Here is a 15,163-nt window from a genome sequence, read left to right on the forward strand (position 1 = left end):
ATATGGATGGTTTGGGTATGGTTCTGAAAGGGTGGGGATTTTTTGTGTGCGTTGGTTGCTGGAACGCGATTGGTCTTAGAAGGAGAAGCGCACGCCGGTCAGGACAGTCCAGCCGTCGTAGTCGCCGCCGTTGCCGCCGCCATCGAGCGTGGCGTACTCGGCGCCAGCCATGAGCTTGAGCTTGTCTCCGTAGATGAAGTACTGAAGGCCGCCGTAGAAGGCGTTGTAGTTTTCACCACGACCGCTGCCGGTGATTTCCGGAGCTGTGCGCTCATAGCGGCTCTGCGCCTGGATGCTGTTGTTGCCATCGCCCACGGAGAAGCTGTAGCGACCCACGGCCTGGAGCTTGTCCTTGATGATGTCGAAGGTGGGCTGGATGTAGAAGCCGAAGGCATCGTCCCAGCCGGGGTCACCACCGGTGGCGAGGAAGAGTTCCGTCACCAGGCTCCAGCGACCTTCCTTCACCCAGAAGGTGGTGGTGAAGAGATCTTCGTAGCGGTCCAGGATGTTGGCACCTTCGTCATCGGACTCGCTGTGCAGCCAGTCGAAGCGGAGGTCTGCCTTGTCCGTGCCAAGCGCTTCCTTCAGATTGTAGCCCACACCAGCGCCAAAGGCGATGCCGCCGTCGAACTGACCGAACTCCTTGTCGATGTCATTCGAGTACACGCCTGCCTGCCAGGTGAACTTTTGCACCTTGCCTTCGATCACCGCGCCAACCACACGATCCACGCGAAGCTGGTTGAAGATCTGCGAACGCTCAAAGGTCGGCTGATTGTTCGTGGACTGGAGGAAGTCGTAGTACGCGATCTGCGGCTTCTGGCGACCCACGGTAAGAGCGAAGCTGTCGGAGGGCTTCCACTTCACGTAGGCATCCACGAGGCCGTTGTAGAACGGGTCGAACTCATCGGAGCTCTGTGCGTCCAAGCGAACTTCGAATTGGTTGAAGAGCTTCGCATCGAAGCCGAAGCGCGAGCGGCGATCTTCCCAGTCATCGCTGTTACCCTGGTCGGAATCCACCCAGTGGTACTGGCCCTGGTAACGACCACGGAGTTTGAACTCCTGAAGGACGGGATTGTCCTTGTTCTTGTAGATGGTGGCGAGTCCCCAAATCTTGTCATAGATGGACTCTTCCTTCTTCTCGGTCGTGATGACGTCCTTGGCGGATTTGCCAGAGGAGGTGACGACAGGTTCGCCGGCGTGAAGGGCGCCTGCAGCGGACACCGCTGCTGCGAGGAGCAGGAGGTTACGTCGGCCAATATGTTTCTTGAGATGCATTGATGATGAGGTGTGTGGTGTGGTTGTTGTCGGTGGGAAGAGCTGCGGTCCTCGGGGGTGAAGGTGTCCGGCGGCTATGAATCGTTGTCTTGTCTTGGTCTCGACCTGCGGGGGGGCAGGCGCGAAAGGATCTGATCTGGAAACAAAAAAAGAGACTGAGGGGAGGAACAGAGGCGGCAGAGAGATCCGCGCGGAAGTGGCTCAGAGAGCCATCCCACAGATGTCTTTGTCGAAACCTCCGGTGCTCCGGTCAGTCTCCTGGGTGCTACAGCGGCTTTCACCGCGCTGTTCCAGTGTATACATATCTAATTTACATCAGGCAAGTAGGAATTAAGGCAAAAATAAAAGAGACGTGCTGTTTTAGATTTTGCGCTTCACCGCTGCGTAGGACGAGGACGAACCGTTCACGGAACCGGCGTCGCTGAGGCGGGTCTTCTCGGTGCTTTCCACCTGGGTGACACGGCCTTCGTGCACGACGATTTGGACGGATCCGAAGCGGAGATTGCCCACCTTCCGGCGGACGATTTCAAGCCACGGTTCGGCAGCGACTTCTGTTTCGTTAAGGATGCTCATGGGGCTGATCATATTAGGTACTGGAGTTGGTGAGGAGGGAAAGGAATCCATCGAGGGGATCTGCGTGCTTTACGCGTTTCGGCTTGGTCACGCGTGTACTTGTTTTCTTGCGGAGATTTTTTTCGGGAACGGCATAGGGCATTTCCACGCCATCCCGTTCCATCTTGCGGAGAGTCACAGCGACCACATCTGCGAGCGTGTACTTATCGAGGATGCGAGCGATGGCATTGCGCACGTCAATCATCATCATGCGCAGGCCACAGTGCGTCTCATCCGGGCACGTGCAGCGGGAGTAGTCCGTCTCGCTGGCGCAACCGATGGGAGCAAGTCTTCCATCAATGAGGCGCACCACTTCACCGATGGTGATTTCCTTCATGGGCCGGGCCAGCCTGGCGCCACCTTCCTTGCCACGCTTGCTCTCCACATAACCGTGGCGGCGCAGCTCCTGCAGGATGTTCTCAATGAACTTGTACGGCAGGTTCTCACTGTCGGAAAGGTCCGACACGGATACCACATCACGCCCGAGACGTTCGGCAATGCCGAGCTGGATGAGGGTGCGGAGTGCGTATTCGCCTTTCTTGGTGAGCTTCATGGTGGTGGTGCCGACCATGCTACCTTCTAATCTACATAGGGCAAGTAGGAATTAAAACAATTGTGCAGCAGGTGCTGCTTTGCTCCCGAGGACAATGCCTTACTCGTTCATCCAGAGGCGGAAAAGACCCGCAGGCTGGAACCCGCCCGGCGTCTTGCCGCCAGCCATTTCGAGGGTCACCGCCTGCTGCCTACCATTCATTTTCAGCTCGGTGACCTTGCCTTCGACGGCTTCTGCTGAGGGTTTCCGGTCCACTCCGGCAGGCGCCACTTTGACCGTCTTGCCCACCTTGAGTTGCTTTGCTACATCCCCACCTTCGTTGAAAAGCGTGAGCTTCAGGGTCGGGCCATCGACTTCATCTACATATCCGGGAGCGCCTTCCTTCTTCATGCGTTCCGCATGCACGACCTTCTGTTCGGTCTGGAACTTCGCCAGGCTCTCGTCATCCAGGAATACTTCCCAGGCCACGCGCACTTTCCCCTTCCCTACGCCATGCGTCTTGGTGCGCAGTTTGTCCCCCACCTTGATATCCGCGAAGGACGCGGGCTGGCCAGCCTTCCAGTAGCGCGTCTCAGCATCGGTCGTGATGACCACACCCTTCTCACGCACGAAGCTCTTGTCGAAATTGGCCCATGTCGTGGTCAACTGCTTCTTCTCGGCATTGATGGTGTCCACATAGAAGTACTCCTTGTGGCCATGCATCATGTTCATCTCATCCTGGATGTAGGTAAGCCACACCCACTCACCCTTCTCATTCTCATGCAGGCGGAAGATGGCGCGCTCCCCCACGCGGAAGTCCTGCAGATCCCCAAGCGTGGCATGATGCAGCAACTCGGCATAAGGCATTACTGTGAAGCTCACCACCTCATCCGTGTTCTCACGCCGGAACTTCCCCGTGCGCGTCGCGAAGTCCAGGCTGATGAGCTCACCCCATGGACGCTGCATCCGGTCGAAAGGGATGATGACCTTTCCCGGGGTGATCTTGAGCACGGGCTTGGCATCAGGTGCGGGAGCGGGCGCCGTTGCAGGCTTGGCGGCAGGTTCCGCAGCGCCCAGTGCAAGAGACAACAGGAGTGAGGCAGCGACAGCAGAGAGGACAGATTTCATCGAGGGAAAGAAAAAGGGCTGGGAAATACGCGGCAATCTGCCCGCGCCTTTCCTGCCCTCTCCCAGATGACTCAGACTCCCGGTCCCCTGGCGTTGTTCTAGTGCACCATGTACCCCTTGGCCACAACGGAGAAGGCCTCCAGTTGGCTCGATTGCCACGCCGCATCCTTCCTCAATTCCCTGGCCAGCAATTCCGCCACCTTGGGAGCCATACGTACGGCGGCCTTGGCATTGAGGAAGAGAGCACGTGTGCGCCGAGAAAGCACATCCTCCACTGTGCGAGCATACTCGTGACGAGCTGCCCAGACTGCTTCCGCAGCGATGTAGGGGAGCGCTTCATCCAGCACCGCCCCTAAGGACGCATCACCCGCTACCAGTTCATCGATCAGCGGTGCATCCGAGCCGTACACCGATCGCGAGCCGAACTTCTCCGAATGCGGATGGTAGCCGTGGATATTCAGCGACTTGGTCACGCACTCCCGCTCTGGCAGGTCGCCAAGAGTGGCGGCGTGGTTCACACAATCTTGTGCCATGTTCCGGTACGTGGTCCACTTCCCTCCCGTGATGGTAAGTAAGCCGCTTTGATCAATATGGATGGTGTGGTCACGGGAGAGAGCCGCCGTGTTTTTCCCACCTCCTGCTTTCACCAAAGGACGGATGCCTGCGAAGGCGCTGAGAATGTCTGCCCGGGTCGGTTTCTTCTCGAGGTACAAGGCCGCCGTGCTCAGCATGAACTCAATCTCCTGATCCATGGGCACTGGCTCCGCTGTGGCTTCTTCAATCGCCATGTCTGTGGTGCCCACCAGCGTGTGACCGTGCCAGGGAATGGCGAACATCACGCGCCCATCACTGGTATGCGGCACCATGATGGCGGTGTCCCCGGGAAGGAAGGAACGGTCCAGTACGATGTGAGCCCCCTGACTCGGTGAGATCATCGGCTCGATGTCCGGCTCCGCCAGCTTTCGCACGCCGTCGGTGAAGGGACCGGTGGCATTGATCACTACCTGGGCGCCCGAAGTATAGGACGCACCACTTTCCACATCCTGCCAGGTCACACTTTCAATCGTGTCATCCTCGCCTTTGACCAGCCCGGTGACCTTCGCGTAGTTTAGCAGCGTAGCCCCCTGCTCAATGGCGGTGGTCACCATGTTGATGAGCAGGCGGGAATCATCGAACTGCCCATCGTAATAGATTACTCCACGACTCAGTCCTTCCGTGTTCACATTGGGCAGCATCTTCAGCGTCTCCTCACGCGAAACAATCTTCGACGGACCGAACCCATACTTCCCGGAGAGCATCTGGTAGAGCTTCAGGCCGATGCCATAGAATGGTCCCTCCCACCAGGAGTAGCTCGGCACAATGAAGGGAAGCTCGCTCACAAGATGCGGCGCATTCTGTCGCATGATGCCGCGCTCCTTCAGTGCCTCCATCACCAGGGACACATTCCCCTGCTCCAGATAACGCACCCCGCCGTGGACCAGCTTGGTGCTGCGGCTGGAGGTTCCCTTGCCGTAGTCATGCTGTTCCAGGAGCAGCGTGCTGTAGCCACGCGTGGCAGCATCCACCGCTACGCCTACGCCGGTAGCGCCACCTCCGATGATGATGATGTCCCAGGGCTCCTTGCGGGAGGCAGCCGCCTTTAGCATGTCAGATCGGTTCATGAATTTGGTACAGGTGAAGGTGAAGCGTCGGCGGCAGTGGGCTCGTCCGGGATGGCATGCATCTTGGTCCTGTTCAGGACGATGCCGGCTGCGATTTTGATGAACAAGGTATAGATGAGCAGCCCGAGCGCCCAGATGCCCGCGGTGATCTTCCACTCGATAGCGCTTGGCCGGTACTCCACGATCTCATGCAGAGTGGATGGCACAAAACCTGGAATGATGAGCCCCATGCCTTTTTCAATCCAGATACCGATGAATGCCAGCACGCAGGCGAGATTCAGCATCCAGGACCGGGTGAAGATTGAGGGCAGGAGCATGAGCACCGCCGCAGTGGTCACCAGGAAAATGGAACTCCAGATCCAGGGCACCAATTCATTGTGCCCATGCAGGCCAAAATAGAGATAGCGCGCCGAAGAAGTATGCGCACCGCCGGTGTAGAATTCCGTGAATACCTCCGATATGACCATGAGCAGATTCACCAGGATGGTGATGCGCATGATATTGACCAGCGTACGAATCGGACCATCGCCAAAATGGCGACCCACGGCCCGGCGGATCACCTGAATGGCCAGAACAATGAAGGCCGGGCCAGAAACGAATGCCGACGCGAGAAACCTCGGCGCGAGCAGGGCAGTGTTCCAAAACGGCCGTCCACCGAGACCGCAATACAGAAATGCCGTGACTGTGTGGATGGAGATGGCCCACACAATGGAAAGAAACACAAATGGAACATACCAGCGCGGATCCGGTGTGAGCCCCAAGTAGCGCATGTACAGGAGATACGCGCAGATGTAGACATTGATGAAAAGATAGCCATTCAGCACAATGACGTCCCAACTGAGCATGGAGACCGGGAAGTTAAGGCGGCCAAACGGCGGAAGCAGATGCCAGAAGCGATCCGGACGGCCGAGATCGCAAATCACGAACATGAGGCTCATGATGATGGCGGCAATGGCCAGCAGTTCACCGATGATCACGATGTCATGCATTTCATCATCGTGGTAGAGATACGCAGGTATTACCATCATCACCCCACCTGCAGCGAGGCCCACGAGGAAAGTGAAGTTCGCAATGTAGAGTGCCCACGACACGTGGTCGCTCATATTGCTCAAGGCCATGCCATCACGCACCTGCGTTGCCCACGCATTGGCACCTACGAGGAAGACGGCAGTGAGGCAGAACATCCACACGTAAAACAGCTTGCCTCCATCGAGCGATTCCAGGGCAGCATTACCCAGGAAACGACCAAAGTTCCGCCAGAATGCGGGACGGCTGGAGCTTGGGCTGGCCTCAGAGGAATCGCTCATGATGGAATTGTGCGAAGGACGGAGGATGCGAAATTAACTGTCGAAGAAGTAGAAGAACTGCGGCTTCAGGCCGAGGTCCTCCTTCAGGATAAAGACGCGCTTGTGCTCCAGCACCCAGCGGATCTCGGAATTGGGATCGAGAAGATTGCCAAACACACGCGCTCCGGTGGGGCAGGCCTCCAGGCAGGCTGGCAGGCGTCCGTTGCGCGTGCGGTGCAGGCAGAAGGTGCACTTCTCCATCGTGCCCTGGGGCCGGATGCGGTTGCTCAGGTATCCCTGATCGGGATTGATCTCCTCTTTGGGAATCACCGGCTTGGTCCAGTTGAACCGTCGTGCATGGTAAGGACAGGCCGCCTCGCAATAGCGACAACCGATGCACCAGTTGTAATCCACGACGACTATGCCATCGGGCTCCTTCCACGTGGCCTCCACCGGGCACACATCCACACAGGGTGGGTGCTCACATTGCTGACACTGCACCGGCATGTAAAACTTGTCCGGCTGCGGCACAGGTTTGTCGTAGTGAGCATTCCCCTGCTCCATGTCCATACTGCCCTTCTGCATCTCGAAGACGCGGATGTAGGACTGATTAGAGGGTCGATCGTGATTGTTCTCCAGATGACACGCCTCAGCGCACTTCCGGCAACCGTTGCAGACACTCAGGTTAAGCGCGTAGCCAAACTTCACACCCTCCTGCGGCTTCGTGTCTGAAATAGTGACATCCGCGCCATAGTGCTCCTTCGTCTCCTTCTCGAGTCGCCGTAGCACCACTTTCAAATCGATCAGCGACAGCTCCTTGTAGTGCTTCTGTAGAAACTCATCCGCAGAGATGTTCTGCGCCCATTCCGTGAGTGGCGCAATAGCCCGCGCGAAGGCCGCAGCCCCGAGGGTCACACCTACGCCTTTCATCACGGTGCGTCGGGAAACGCATCCGCAATCTTCCTTGCCACAACCGCTGTTGCTGTCGCTGCTCATGGTTTCGTCGGGAGGTATTCGTGAGTCTTCTGCACCGGGCGCTCTGGCAGGGGCACGGAGATCCGGTCCCTCGGCGGAAAGATGGGCTGCACCAGAGGGAACTTGGGTGCATGAGGATCGTGACAGTTCGTACACGTGTTGCGCGTGCGTGGGCCGCGCGTCAGATCCCAATGGCCATTCATCCCGCCGTGGGCGCCGTGCTTGTAGCTTTCGAGCTGGTGCCCATGGCACTGGCCACACAGTTGCATCACATCCTTGAACTCGACCCGGCGGCTGTCTGCCAGGCGAAGGGAACCGTAGTCCGCGGCATTGTGGCAACTCAAACACGTAAGGCTGCCATGGGCGGAATGAAGTCCCTGGTGAAACTTCAGAAGCTGATCACCCCGATTGATCTGGGGGTTGGGCTTGGCTGTCGCATGACAATTCACACACGCGATCCCCACCGCCTTGCCGTGCGCATCTACCATTCCACTGTTTACTGTGGGCGTGCCTCTGGGCTCGCGAATGATTACAGGATGAAGCGCAGTGGATGCAGGCCCTGCAGGCGGGGAATCTTCCTTTACCTGCGACGTGGACCCAAGTTTTTCTTCAGCACCGAGTACATGATGCACCAAAAATCCTCCCCCAAGGAGCACTACAATACCAAAAAATAGGATGACCGGGACGCGAGCGGGATTTTTGGGAGTCCAGATCATCATTATCCTTGCTCAAGGGTTGATAATTTCCGATAATAACATGGTACATCAGTTTGTGTAAACAAAACCATGTAGGAAGACGGAGCGCGCATCGAATCATCTCGGCCAGCTCCATGGGCACACCGCCGGCGGAGTTGGAGGCATCAGAAACGACCATCACGTTGAGCATCGGTTTATCATGCCCATCAGTGGACTTCTCATCACACTGACTGAAGACCACAGCCTCGCGGAGGAGGCGGTGGCAGCTCTGGCTTCGCGACCTGAGATTATGGTAGGTCCACGTCGGCAACAATGGCTGCCGGTGGCAGTGGATGGGCGTGACTACGCTCACAGCCGGGAGATGCATGAGTGGATAGGCTCACAACCCGGCGTGGCGTTTGTCGATATCACATCCATCAATTTTGAGACCGATTCTCCGAACGCCGCCGAATTCGTGCACCCTTAAACATCGTCACACCAATCTAAACTCGCCATGAATGCGCAACTTGATCGCCGCGAGCTTTTGAAACTCTCGGCGCTTGCTGGAGCTGGAGCCGTGGCCGCAGCACGCGCGGGCTCCAACGCGGCCGAAACGCCGCCACCTCAGCCGGACGCAAGTGGCATCAAGTGGGACAAGGCACCCTGCCGCTTCTGCGGGACGGGGTGCCACGTGCGTGTGGGCGTGAAGGATGAGCGGGTGGTGGCCATCGAGGGAGACCAGCTCGCCGAGGTAAATAAGGGTCTGCTGTGCGTGAAGGGATACCACGTGGGGCTGGCGCTCTACGGCAAGGATCGCCTCACGCGGCCGATGCTCCGCAAGAGCGGAAAATTGGAGCCCATCTCATGGGAGGAAGCCATCGACGTGATAGCACAGCGCATCATGGCAGCGCCGGACAAGTGTGCAATCTATGGCTCGGGGCAGTGGACCATTCCCGAGGGCTATGCAGCCAACAAGCTCATGAAGGCCGGGCTTTCCAACAACCACATCGAACCCAATGCGCGCCTCTGCATGGCCAGTGCCGTGACGGGATTTCTCAGTGTGTATGGCGTGGACGAGCCCGCTGGCGCCTACGATGACCTGGACAAGTGCGATGTGCTGATTCTCTGGGGAAACAACATGGCCGAGATGCACCCGGTGCTCTTCAGCAGGGTCATCGATCGTCGCACTCGCGGAGACAAGCTGACTGTCATCGACCTAGGAACCCGACGCACACGCAGCTCGGAGTTTGCAGATCACTATTTCGAGTTCAAGCCAAACGGTGACCTCGCCATCGCCAACGGCATCGCCCATCTGCTGCTGAAGAATGGCACCTATGACAAGGAATTCATCGAACGGCACTGCAACTTCCGCCAGGACAAGACTGCAGCGGCCCTCCATGGCGAAGTCATGACCTTTGAGGAATACAAGGCCTCGCTCGCGCCCTTCACGCCCGAGCATGTGGCCGAGCTGTCGGGCGTACCTGCTGAGAAGATCCAGATGCTTGCCGATCTTTTCGGCAGACGGGACATCCGCATCACCAGCACCTGGTGCATGGGGTTCAACCAGCACAACCGTGCGACGGACATCAATCGCCTGTGTCATTCCATCCACCTGCTGAGCGGCCATTTCGGAAAGCCGGGAGATGCACCCACCTCGCTGACGGGGCAGCCCAGCGCCTGCGGTACAGCTCGTGAGGTTGGCACCATGTGCCACTTCCTCCCGGGCGGCAGACTCGTGGAGAATGCGGAACATCGCGCGGACTCGGAGAACCTCTGGAATGTTCCCGCAGGACGCATCAAACCGAAGATGGGCTACCACACCGTGCTGATGTGGGAAAAATTCTGCACGCCCACGGACAAGGGCGGCGACATCAGCACCGTGTGGGTGCAGGTGACCAATCCCGGTCAGTCACTGCCGAACCTTCACAAACTGTTCAAGGCGAAAAGGGGACTGGAGGACAAGTTCCTCATCGTCTCTGACGTGTACCCCACGGCCACCACCGAGTTGGCGGACCTCATTCTCCCCTCCGCAATGTGGGTGGAGAAGAATGGTATCTACGGCAACTCGGAAAGGCGCACGCAGCAGTGGTTCAAGATGGTGAATCCACCCGGCGAAGCGCGCGACGATGCCTGGCAGAATATCGCGGTAGCACGCAAGTTGTTTGACCTCGGACATCCCGGAATGAAGGACAAAGACGGAAAATTCCTCTTCACCTTCAAGGACGAGGCAGGGAAGGAAGTGCCAGCGTGGGAATGGTCCCACTACCATGACATCAATATCGACAAGGCGCTCTTTGAAGAATACCGGCCCTTCTCCCGGCTGAAGCACAAGGACCTGGCGCCCTATGAGGAGTATGTGAAAGCGCGAGGCCTGCGTTGGCCGGTGGTCCAGCAACCGGACGGATCCTGGCGCGAAACAAGATTCCGTTTTGTGGAGTTCGACGATCCCTACGTGAAGAAGGGCACGGGGATCCAGTTCTACCATTCCACCACCAAGGATGACCGTGCGCAGGTGTGGTTTGCACCTCACACACCACCTGCGGAGATCCCCGATGCGGAATTCCCCTTCTGGCTGTGCACGGGCCGGGTGCTGGAGCACTGGCATACTGGCACCATGACCATGCGCATTCCCCAGCTACACGGTGCCATGCCATTCGCGTATGTGGAAATGCATGCGGCAGACGCGAGGGAGCGCGATATCAGCAATGGTGACTCGGTGCTCGTGAAGACACGACGGGGTGAGCTACGGCTGCCGGTGTGGGTGGACGGTCGCGCCCATCCACCGCGAGGCACGTTGTTCATTCCCTTCTTTGATGAACGTCTGCTCTGCAATCTGCTCACCCTGGATGTGACATGCCCGATATCCAAGGAGCCGGACTACAAGAAGTGTGCAGCCACCGTCACCAAAGCAGGACTCGCCGCCAGCACGGGATCCATTTGAATCCAAAGAATCATGTCTCCGCTCACACCAGCTGAAAAAGCACGCCGCGCAAAGTGGCTGAAGGTGGGTGGCGTCGTGCTGGTGACCACCGCCGTAAGCGGCTTCTTCATGGGACTGCTGCAGACGCGATCGCAATTGAACCTGACGGTGCCGCTGCAGATCGTGACAGATCCGCGGGATCTCACCGAGGTTCCGCCGGGTGGTGTCCCGGTCGCGGTGTCTTACGCGAAACAAGACTGGCTGCGCGATGGCAGCAATGCGCAGTGGCGCAATGATCTGACCAAGCTCATCCAACCGCCACCGCCTCCAGGGCCATTGAAACCTGCAACAGATGAGCAACGTGCCCAAGCTATAACCAAGCGCGCACAACGACGTGCGTTTGATGGAGCTCCTCCCGTGGTGCCTCACCCGATCACGCAGGAATCATCTGCGTCCTGTCTGGCGTGTCATGGACCAGGACTGATGGTCGGTGACAGGAGCGCTTCCAGAATCAGCCATGCACATTTCTCGAGCTGCACCCAATGCCATGTGCCAGGTGGTGGAACACAACTGCACACCACGGACGGGAACCTGATGGCAGAATTCGGCCAAGGGAACACTTTTCAAGGAATAGAGTCCCACGGCAAGGGTACACGCGCCTGGCCCGGCGCTCCACCCACCATCCCACATCCCACCCTGATGCGCTCAGACTGCATGAGCTGCCACGGGCCGATAGGCCTCGTGGGGCTGCGCACAAGTCACCCGGAGCGGCAACAGTGTGTGCAGTGTCATGTGCCCACCCAACCCGGGCTGCCGGCTGGGTTCTTCACCGCGTGGACACTTTGGGCCTCAGAGAAACTAGTGCAGGAGGAAGCAGGCGAATGACTTCTTACTCCCCCATGACATGAAGGAACGATGCTCCAGACGGGAGTGGTTCTCGAGCGTCCTGCGCCCCTGGCAGAATCGCATGACGAAACCATCTGCAACGCGGCGGGAACCCTCGCCACGTGAGGTCGTCCCATCATCGCCCGCTCATGCCACGACTACGGCACCGACACCGGTGCCAGCATCTGAAATCAGCCGCGTCGCGGTGGTGCAGGGCCGCTTCTGCATCGCGCTCACCTCATTCTGCGCCGTGTGTGTCGAGCGATGCCCCGTGCCGGGGGCCATGGTCTCGCAGAGAGGCATGCCAACCGTGATGCCGGAAGTCTGCACCGGATGCGGCATCTGTTTTGATGTGTGCCCCGCTCCTCGAAAGGCCGTACTCATGCTGGCGAAGAAGCCCGTTGCGCCGATGGGATGAGCATTCGGCTTCAGTCTGCCCGCTCCACAAGCAAAGCCCACTCCAGATTTTCGCATGTCCGATACCACTACCGATCAAAGCCTATCCTCCGAAGCCCCGGCGAATTCAAACGCCGACACGCCCCCCCTGCCGGAACTGCACGGCGGCATGCTCACTGAGGCGACGCTAGCGCAACTGTTTGATGACTACCACAACTGCACCGTCGTCACGGAGATCATTCCCAAATATGGCCCGCAGAACCACGTGCCGGAAAAGTCCACCCTCACGTTGGCCCAAGCACAGGATCTCCTGCAAACACGAGGAGTACGGGCCATGCAGGTGCGCTATCGTTTTGACAGTGGAGAATGGTGGGACACGATCATGGTGCTACCCGAAGGATTTCGCCTCGTGAGAATCCGCCATGATTTCGAGCAGGGGTGAGATACCCTGCCCGATTGTCTGCCGTCAGCTCATTTCATTCTCGCGGACTTTCTGGCTGGCTTCTTCCGAGCAAGCCTGGACTCCTGACGTTCCCAGCCCTGCGCGCGCCGCAGGGCTTCATTCCATCGCTCCCTCAGCTCTTGAACTCTCGCCTTGGGCATCTTCGGCTCAAAGGTCTTGTCGACCTGCCACTGGCCGGAGATCTCGCCTGTATTCTTCCAGAAGCCCACAGCCAGCCCCGCAAGATAGGCCGCACCGAGCGCCGTGGTCTCGATGACCATCGGACGCACTACAGGAACACCGAGCAGATCCGCCTGAAACTGCATCAGCGGCTCACTCCTGGAAGCACCGCCATCGACACGAAGCTCCGGCAATTTCTTCCCGGTGTCCGCCACGATGGCATCCATGAGATCAGCAATCTGAAACGCCACGCCTTCCAATGCAGCACGTGCGAGGTGAGCCGCACTGGTGTCACGAGTAATGCCGACAATGGTGCCACGCGCATAGGCATCCCAATGCGGAGCACCGAGACCCGCGAACGCCGGCACCACGACAACCCCACCGCTGTCCGGCACCGAGTTTGCCAACATATCCACCTCCTGCGCGGAACGCACCAATTGCAGACCATCACGCAACCACTGCACCACCGCGCCGCCGATGAAGACGCTACCCTCCAGGGCAAACTCGCGCTTCTTGCCCAGTTGCCACGCGACCGTCGTGAGCAACCTTTGTTTGGAAACGACCGGCTCGGTGCCGATGTTCTGCAGCAGGAAGCAGCCCGTACCATAGGTGTTCTTGCTCAAGCCAGTTTTCACACACATCTGACCAAAGAGCGCCGCCTGTTGATCTCCCGCGATGCCCGCCACAGGAACTCCCTGCAAACCAAGCGAGGTGCTGATCTCTCCATACACCTCACTCGAAGAGCGCACTTCGGGCAGCATGCTCAGCGGCACATTGAAAAGCTTGCAGAGCTTCTTGTCCCATTCACCCGTCTGGATGTTGTAGAGCATGGTGCGAGAGGCATTGCTCGGGTCCGTGACATGCGCATGCTTGCCACTGGTGAGCTTCCACACGAGCCACGTGTCTACCGTGCCAAAGAGCAGGTCACCTGCCTCTGCCTTCTTGCGTGCCCCAGGTACATTCTCCAGCATCCAGGCGACTTTCGTGGCGGAAAAGTAGGCATCGATGAGCAGACCTGTGCGCTGCTGGATCATCTTCTCATGGCCAGCAGCGCGAACCTCATCGCACATGCCCGCCGTGCGCCGATCCTGCCAGACGATGGCATTGCAAATAGCCTCGCCCGTATTGCGATCCCACACGACGGTGGTCTCCCGTTGGTTTGTGATCCCCACTGCCGCCACATCACTGGGCTTGATTCTGGCTCTCCCCAGAGCTTCCACAGCCACTGAAATCTGGGAGAACCAGATCTCCTGGGGATCATGCTCCACCCAGCCAGGCTTGGGATAGATCTGACGGATTTCCTTCTGGGCGACCGCTTTGATCTGGCCGTCGTGATCAAACACAATGGCACGCACACTCGTGGTGCCGGCATCAAGAGAGAGAACGTAGGGCATGGTCGTCAGGGAAGTGTGGTTTTCTCGATGACTTTCTGGGCAAAAAGGAAGTGATGTAGTCCGGCGCCGATCAATCCGCCGATGATTGGTCCCACAACGGGTATCCATGCATAGCCCCAATCAGAACCGCCCTTGCCGGGAATGGGCAACAACGCATGCATGATGCGTGGTCCAAGGTCTCGCGCAGGATTGATGGCATATCCCGTTGGACCTCCCAGTGACAAACCGAGGGCAAATACCAACAACCCCACCAGCATTGGACCGAACCCGGTGGACCAACCCTCAGCGGTGAAATTGCTTTCTGAAGGAATCGCCAGCGCGCCAAAGACCAGCCCCGCCGTGCCGATAATCTCACAGATGAGGTTTCCCGGTGTATGGCGAATGCCCGGCGCTGTGCAGAAGATGCCCAGCTTCGCACCCTGATCCGAAGTGACGGCCCAGTGAGGCAGATACGCCAGCCATACCAGCGCGGCCCCGATCATGGCACCCACCATTTGGGCGGCAATATATCCAGGTACTAGAGCCGCATCGAACTTGCCAATGGCGGCCAGTCCAATGGATACCGCGGGATTGAGGTGCGCCCCGCTGACCGTGCCGACGGAGTAGGCGGCAATCATGACCGCCATGCCCCATCCGGCCGTAATCACGATCCAGCCTCCTCCCTGGCCCTTTGATTTGTTCAACAACACATTGGCGACAACTCCGTCTCCAAAAAGGATGAGCAACGCCGTGCCCACAACTTCTGCAAGGTAGGGTGACATGATGAATAGGAAGCGTTGGCACTAGTCAGCGCAGAAGCCCCT

The 15,163-nt window shown here is 58.4% G+C and carries 15 protein-coding genes; 4 read left to right on the forward strand and 11 right to left on the reverse strand.

The features are described 5' to 3' along the window. Positions 1-75: 75 nt before the first annotated feature. The 8 genes from G5S37_RS23635 to G5S37_RS23670 all read right to left on the reverse strand — a co-directional run bounded on the left by G5S37_RS23635 (position 76) and on the right by G5S37_RS23670 (position 7,957). On the reverse strand, positions 76-1,275 hold the full coding sequence (locus tag G5S37_RS23635) for a porin (RefSeq protein WP_165207308.1): 1,200 nt from the start codon (positions 1,273-1,275) through the stop codon (positions 76-78). A 360-nt stretch (positions 1,276-1,635) separates the two neighbouring features. Beyond that, positions 1,636-1,848 (reverse strand): YezD family protein, encoded by a 213-nt coding sequence (locus G5S37_RS23640; RefSeq protein WP_165207310.1) that lies wholly within the window; start codon positions 1,846-1,848, stop codon positions 1,636-1,638. A 13-nt stretch (positions 1,849-1,861) separates the two neighbouring features. Further along, positions 1,862-2,458, reverse strand: a complete 597-nt coding sequence (locus G5S37_RS23645) for an Rrf2 family transcriptional regulator (protein ID WP_240914701.1) — start codon at positions 2,456-2,458, stop codon at positions 1,862-1,864. Between the two features lie 81 nt (positions 2,459-2,539). Beyond that, positions 2,540-3,547: a hypothetical protein gene (locus tag G5S37_RS23650; protein ID WP_165207312.1), complete on the reverse strand. Its 1,008-nt coding sequence runs from the start codon at positions 3,545-3,547 to the stop codon at positions 2,540-2,542. 98 nt (positions 3,548-3,645) lie between these two features. Then, entirely contained in the window at positions 3,646-5,208 is a 1,563-nt protein-coding gene (locus G5S37_RS23655; RefSeq protein WP_165207314.1) for an FAD-dependent oxidoreductase, read from the reverse strand. Continuing rightward, the gene (gene dsrP, locus G5S37_RS23660) at positions 5,205-6,515 is read right to left on the reverse strand and encodes a sulfate reduction electron transfer complex DsrMKJOP subunit DsrP (protein ID WP_165207316.1); all 1,311 of its coding nucleotides are present in this window, start codon (positions 6,513-6,515) and stop codon (positions 5,205-5,207) included. The genes G5S37_RS23655 and dsrP overlap by 4 nt, the downstream gene beginning before the upstream one ends. A gap of 33 nt (positions 6,516-6,548) precedes the next feature. After that, positions 6,549-7,490, reverse strand: coding sequence for a 4Fe-4S dicluster domain-containing protein (locus G5S37_RS23665; protein ID WP_165207318.1), 942 nt, complete (start codon positions 7,488-7,490; stop codon positions 6,549-6,551). Next, positions 7,487-7,957 carry a cytochrome c3 family protein gene (locus G5S37_RS23670; protein ID WP_165207320.1) on the reverse strand — a complete coding sequence of 157 codons (471 nt, stop codon included), beginning with the start codon at positions 7,955-7,957 and terminating at the stop codon, positions 7,487-7,489. Before G5S37_RS23670 ends, G5S37_RS23665 begins: the two co-directional genes overlap by 4 nt. Positions 7,958-8,363: 406 nt before the next feature. Between G5S37_RS23670 and G5S37_RS23675 the strand changes: the two genes are divergently transcribed. Genes G5S37_RS23675 through G5S37_RS23685 form a run of 3 tightly spaced genes read left to right on the forward strand, consistent with a single transcriptional unit; the run spans position 8,364 to position 11,948 of the window. Further along, entirely contained in the window at positions 8,364-8,630 is a 267-nt protein-coding gene (locus tag G5S37_RS23675) for a hypothetical protein (protein ID WP_165207323.1), read from the forward strand. Between the two features lie 27 nt (positions 8,631-8,657). Then, complete coding sequence (locus tag G5S37_RS23680; protein ID WP_165207324.1) at positions 8,658-11,084, forward strand: molybdopterin-dependent oxidoreductase; 2,427 nt, start codon at positions 8,658-8,660, stop codon at positions 11,082-11,084. A gap of 12 nt (positions 11,085-11,096) precedes the next feature. After that, a complete protein-coding gene (locus G5S37_RS23685) occupies positions 11,097-11,948 on the forward strand; it encodes a nitrate reductase cytochrome c-type subunit (RefSeq protein ID WP_165207325.1) in 852 nt (283 codons plus the stop codon). Between the two features lie 147 nt (positions 11,949-12,095). On the opposite strand, the gene G5S37_RS32750 is transcribed toward G5S37_RS23685, so the two are convergent. Beyond that, positions 12,096-12,332, reverse strand: coding sequence for a hypothetical protein (locus G5S37_RS32750; protein ID WP_276616984.1), 237 nt, complete (start codon positions 12,330-12,332; stop codon positions 12,096-12,098). 88 nt (positions 12,333-12,420) lie between these two features. Between G5S37_RS32750 and G5S37_RS23695 the strand changes: the two genes are divergently transcribed. Then, positions 12,421-12,786 (forward strand): hypothetical protein, encoded by a 366-nt coding sequence (locus tag G5S37_RS23695; protein ID WP_165207327.1) that lies wholly within the window; start codon positions 12,421-12,423, stop codon positions 12,784-12,786. Positions 12,787-12,815: 29 nt separating this feature from the next. On the opposite strand, the gene glpK is transcribed toward G5S37_RS23695, so the two are convergent. Together glpK and G5S37_RS23705 are read right to left on the reverse strand one after the other, a co-directional pair. Further along, positions 12,816-14,360: a glycerol kinase GlpK gene (gene glpK, locus G5S37_RS23700; RefSeq protein ID WP_165207328.1), complete on the reverse strand. Its 1,545-nt coding sequence runs from the start codon at positions 14,358-14,360 to the stop codon at positions 12,816-12,818. Between the two features lie 5 nt (positions 14,361-14,365). Then, positions 14,366-15,121 (reverse strand): MIP/aquaporin family protein, encoded by a 756-nt coding sequence (locus G5S37_RS23705; protein WP_165207329.1) that lies wholly within the window; start codon positions 15,119-15,121, stop codon positions 14,366-14,368. Positions 15,122-15,163 lie beyond the last annotated feature (42 nt).

Source organism: Roseimicrobium sp. ORNL1, assembly GCF_011044495.1.
In the GTDB taxonomy this organism is placed as follows: Bacteria; Verrucomicrobiota; Verrucomicrobiia; order Verrucomicrobiales; family Verrucomicrobiaceae; genus Roseimicrobium.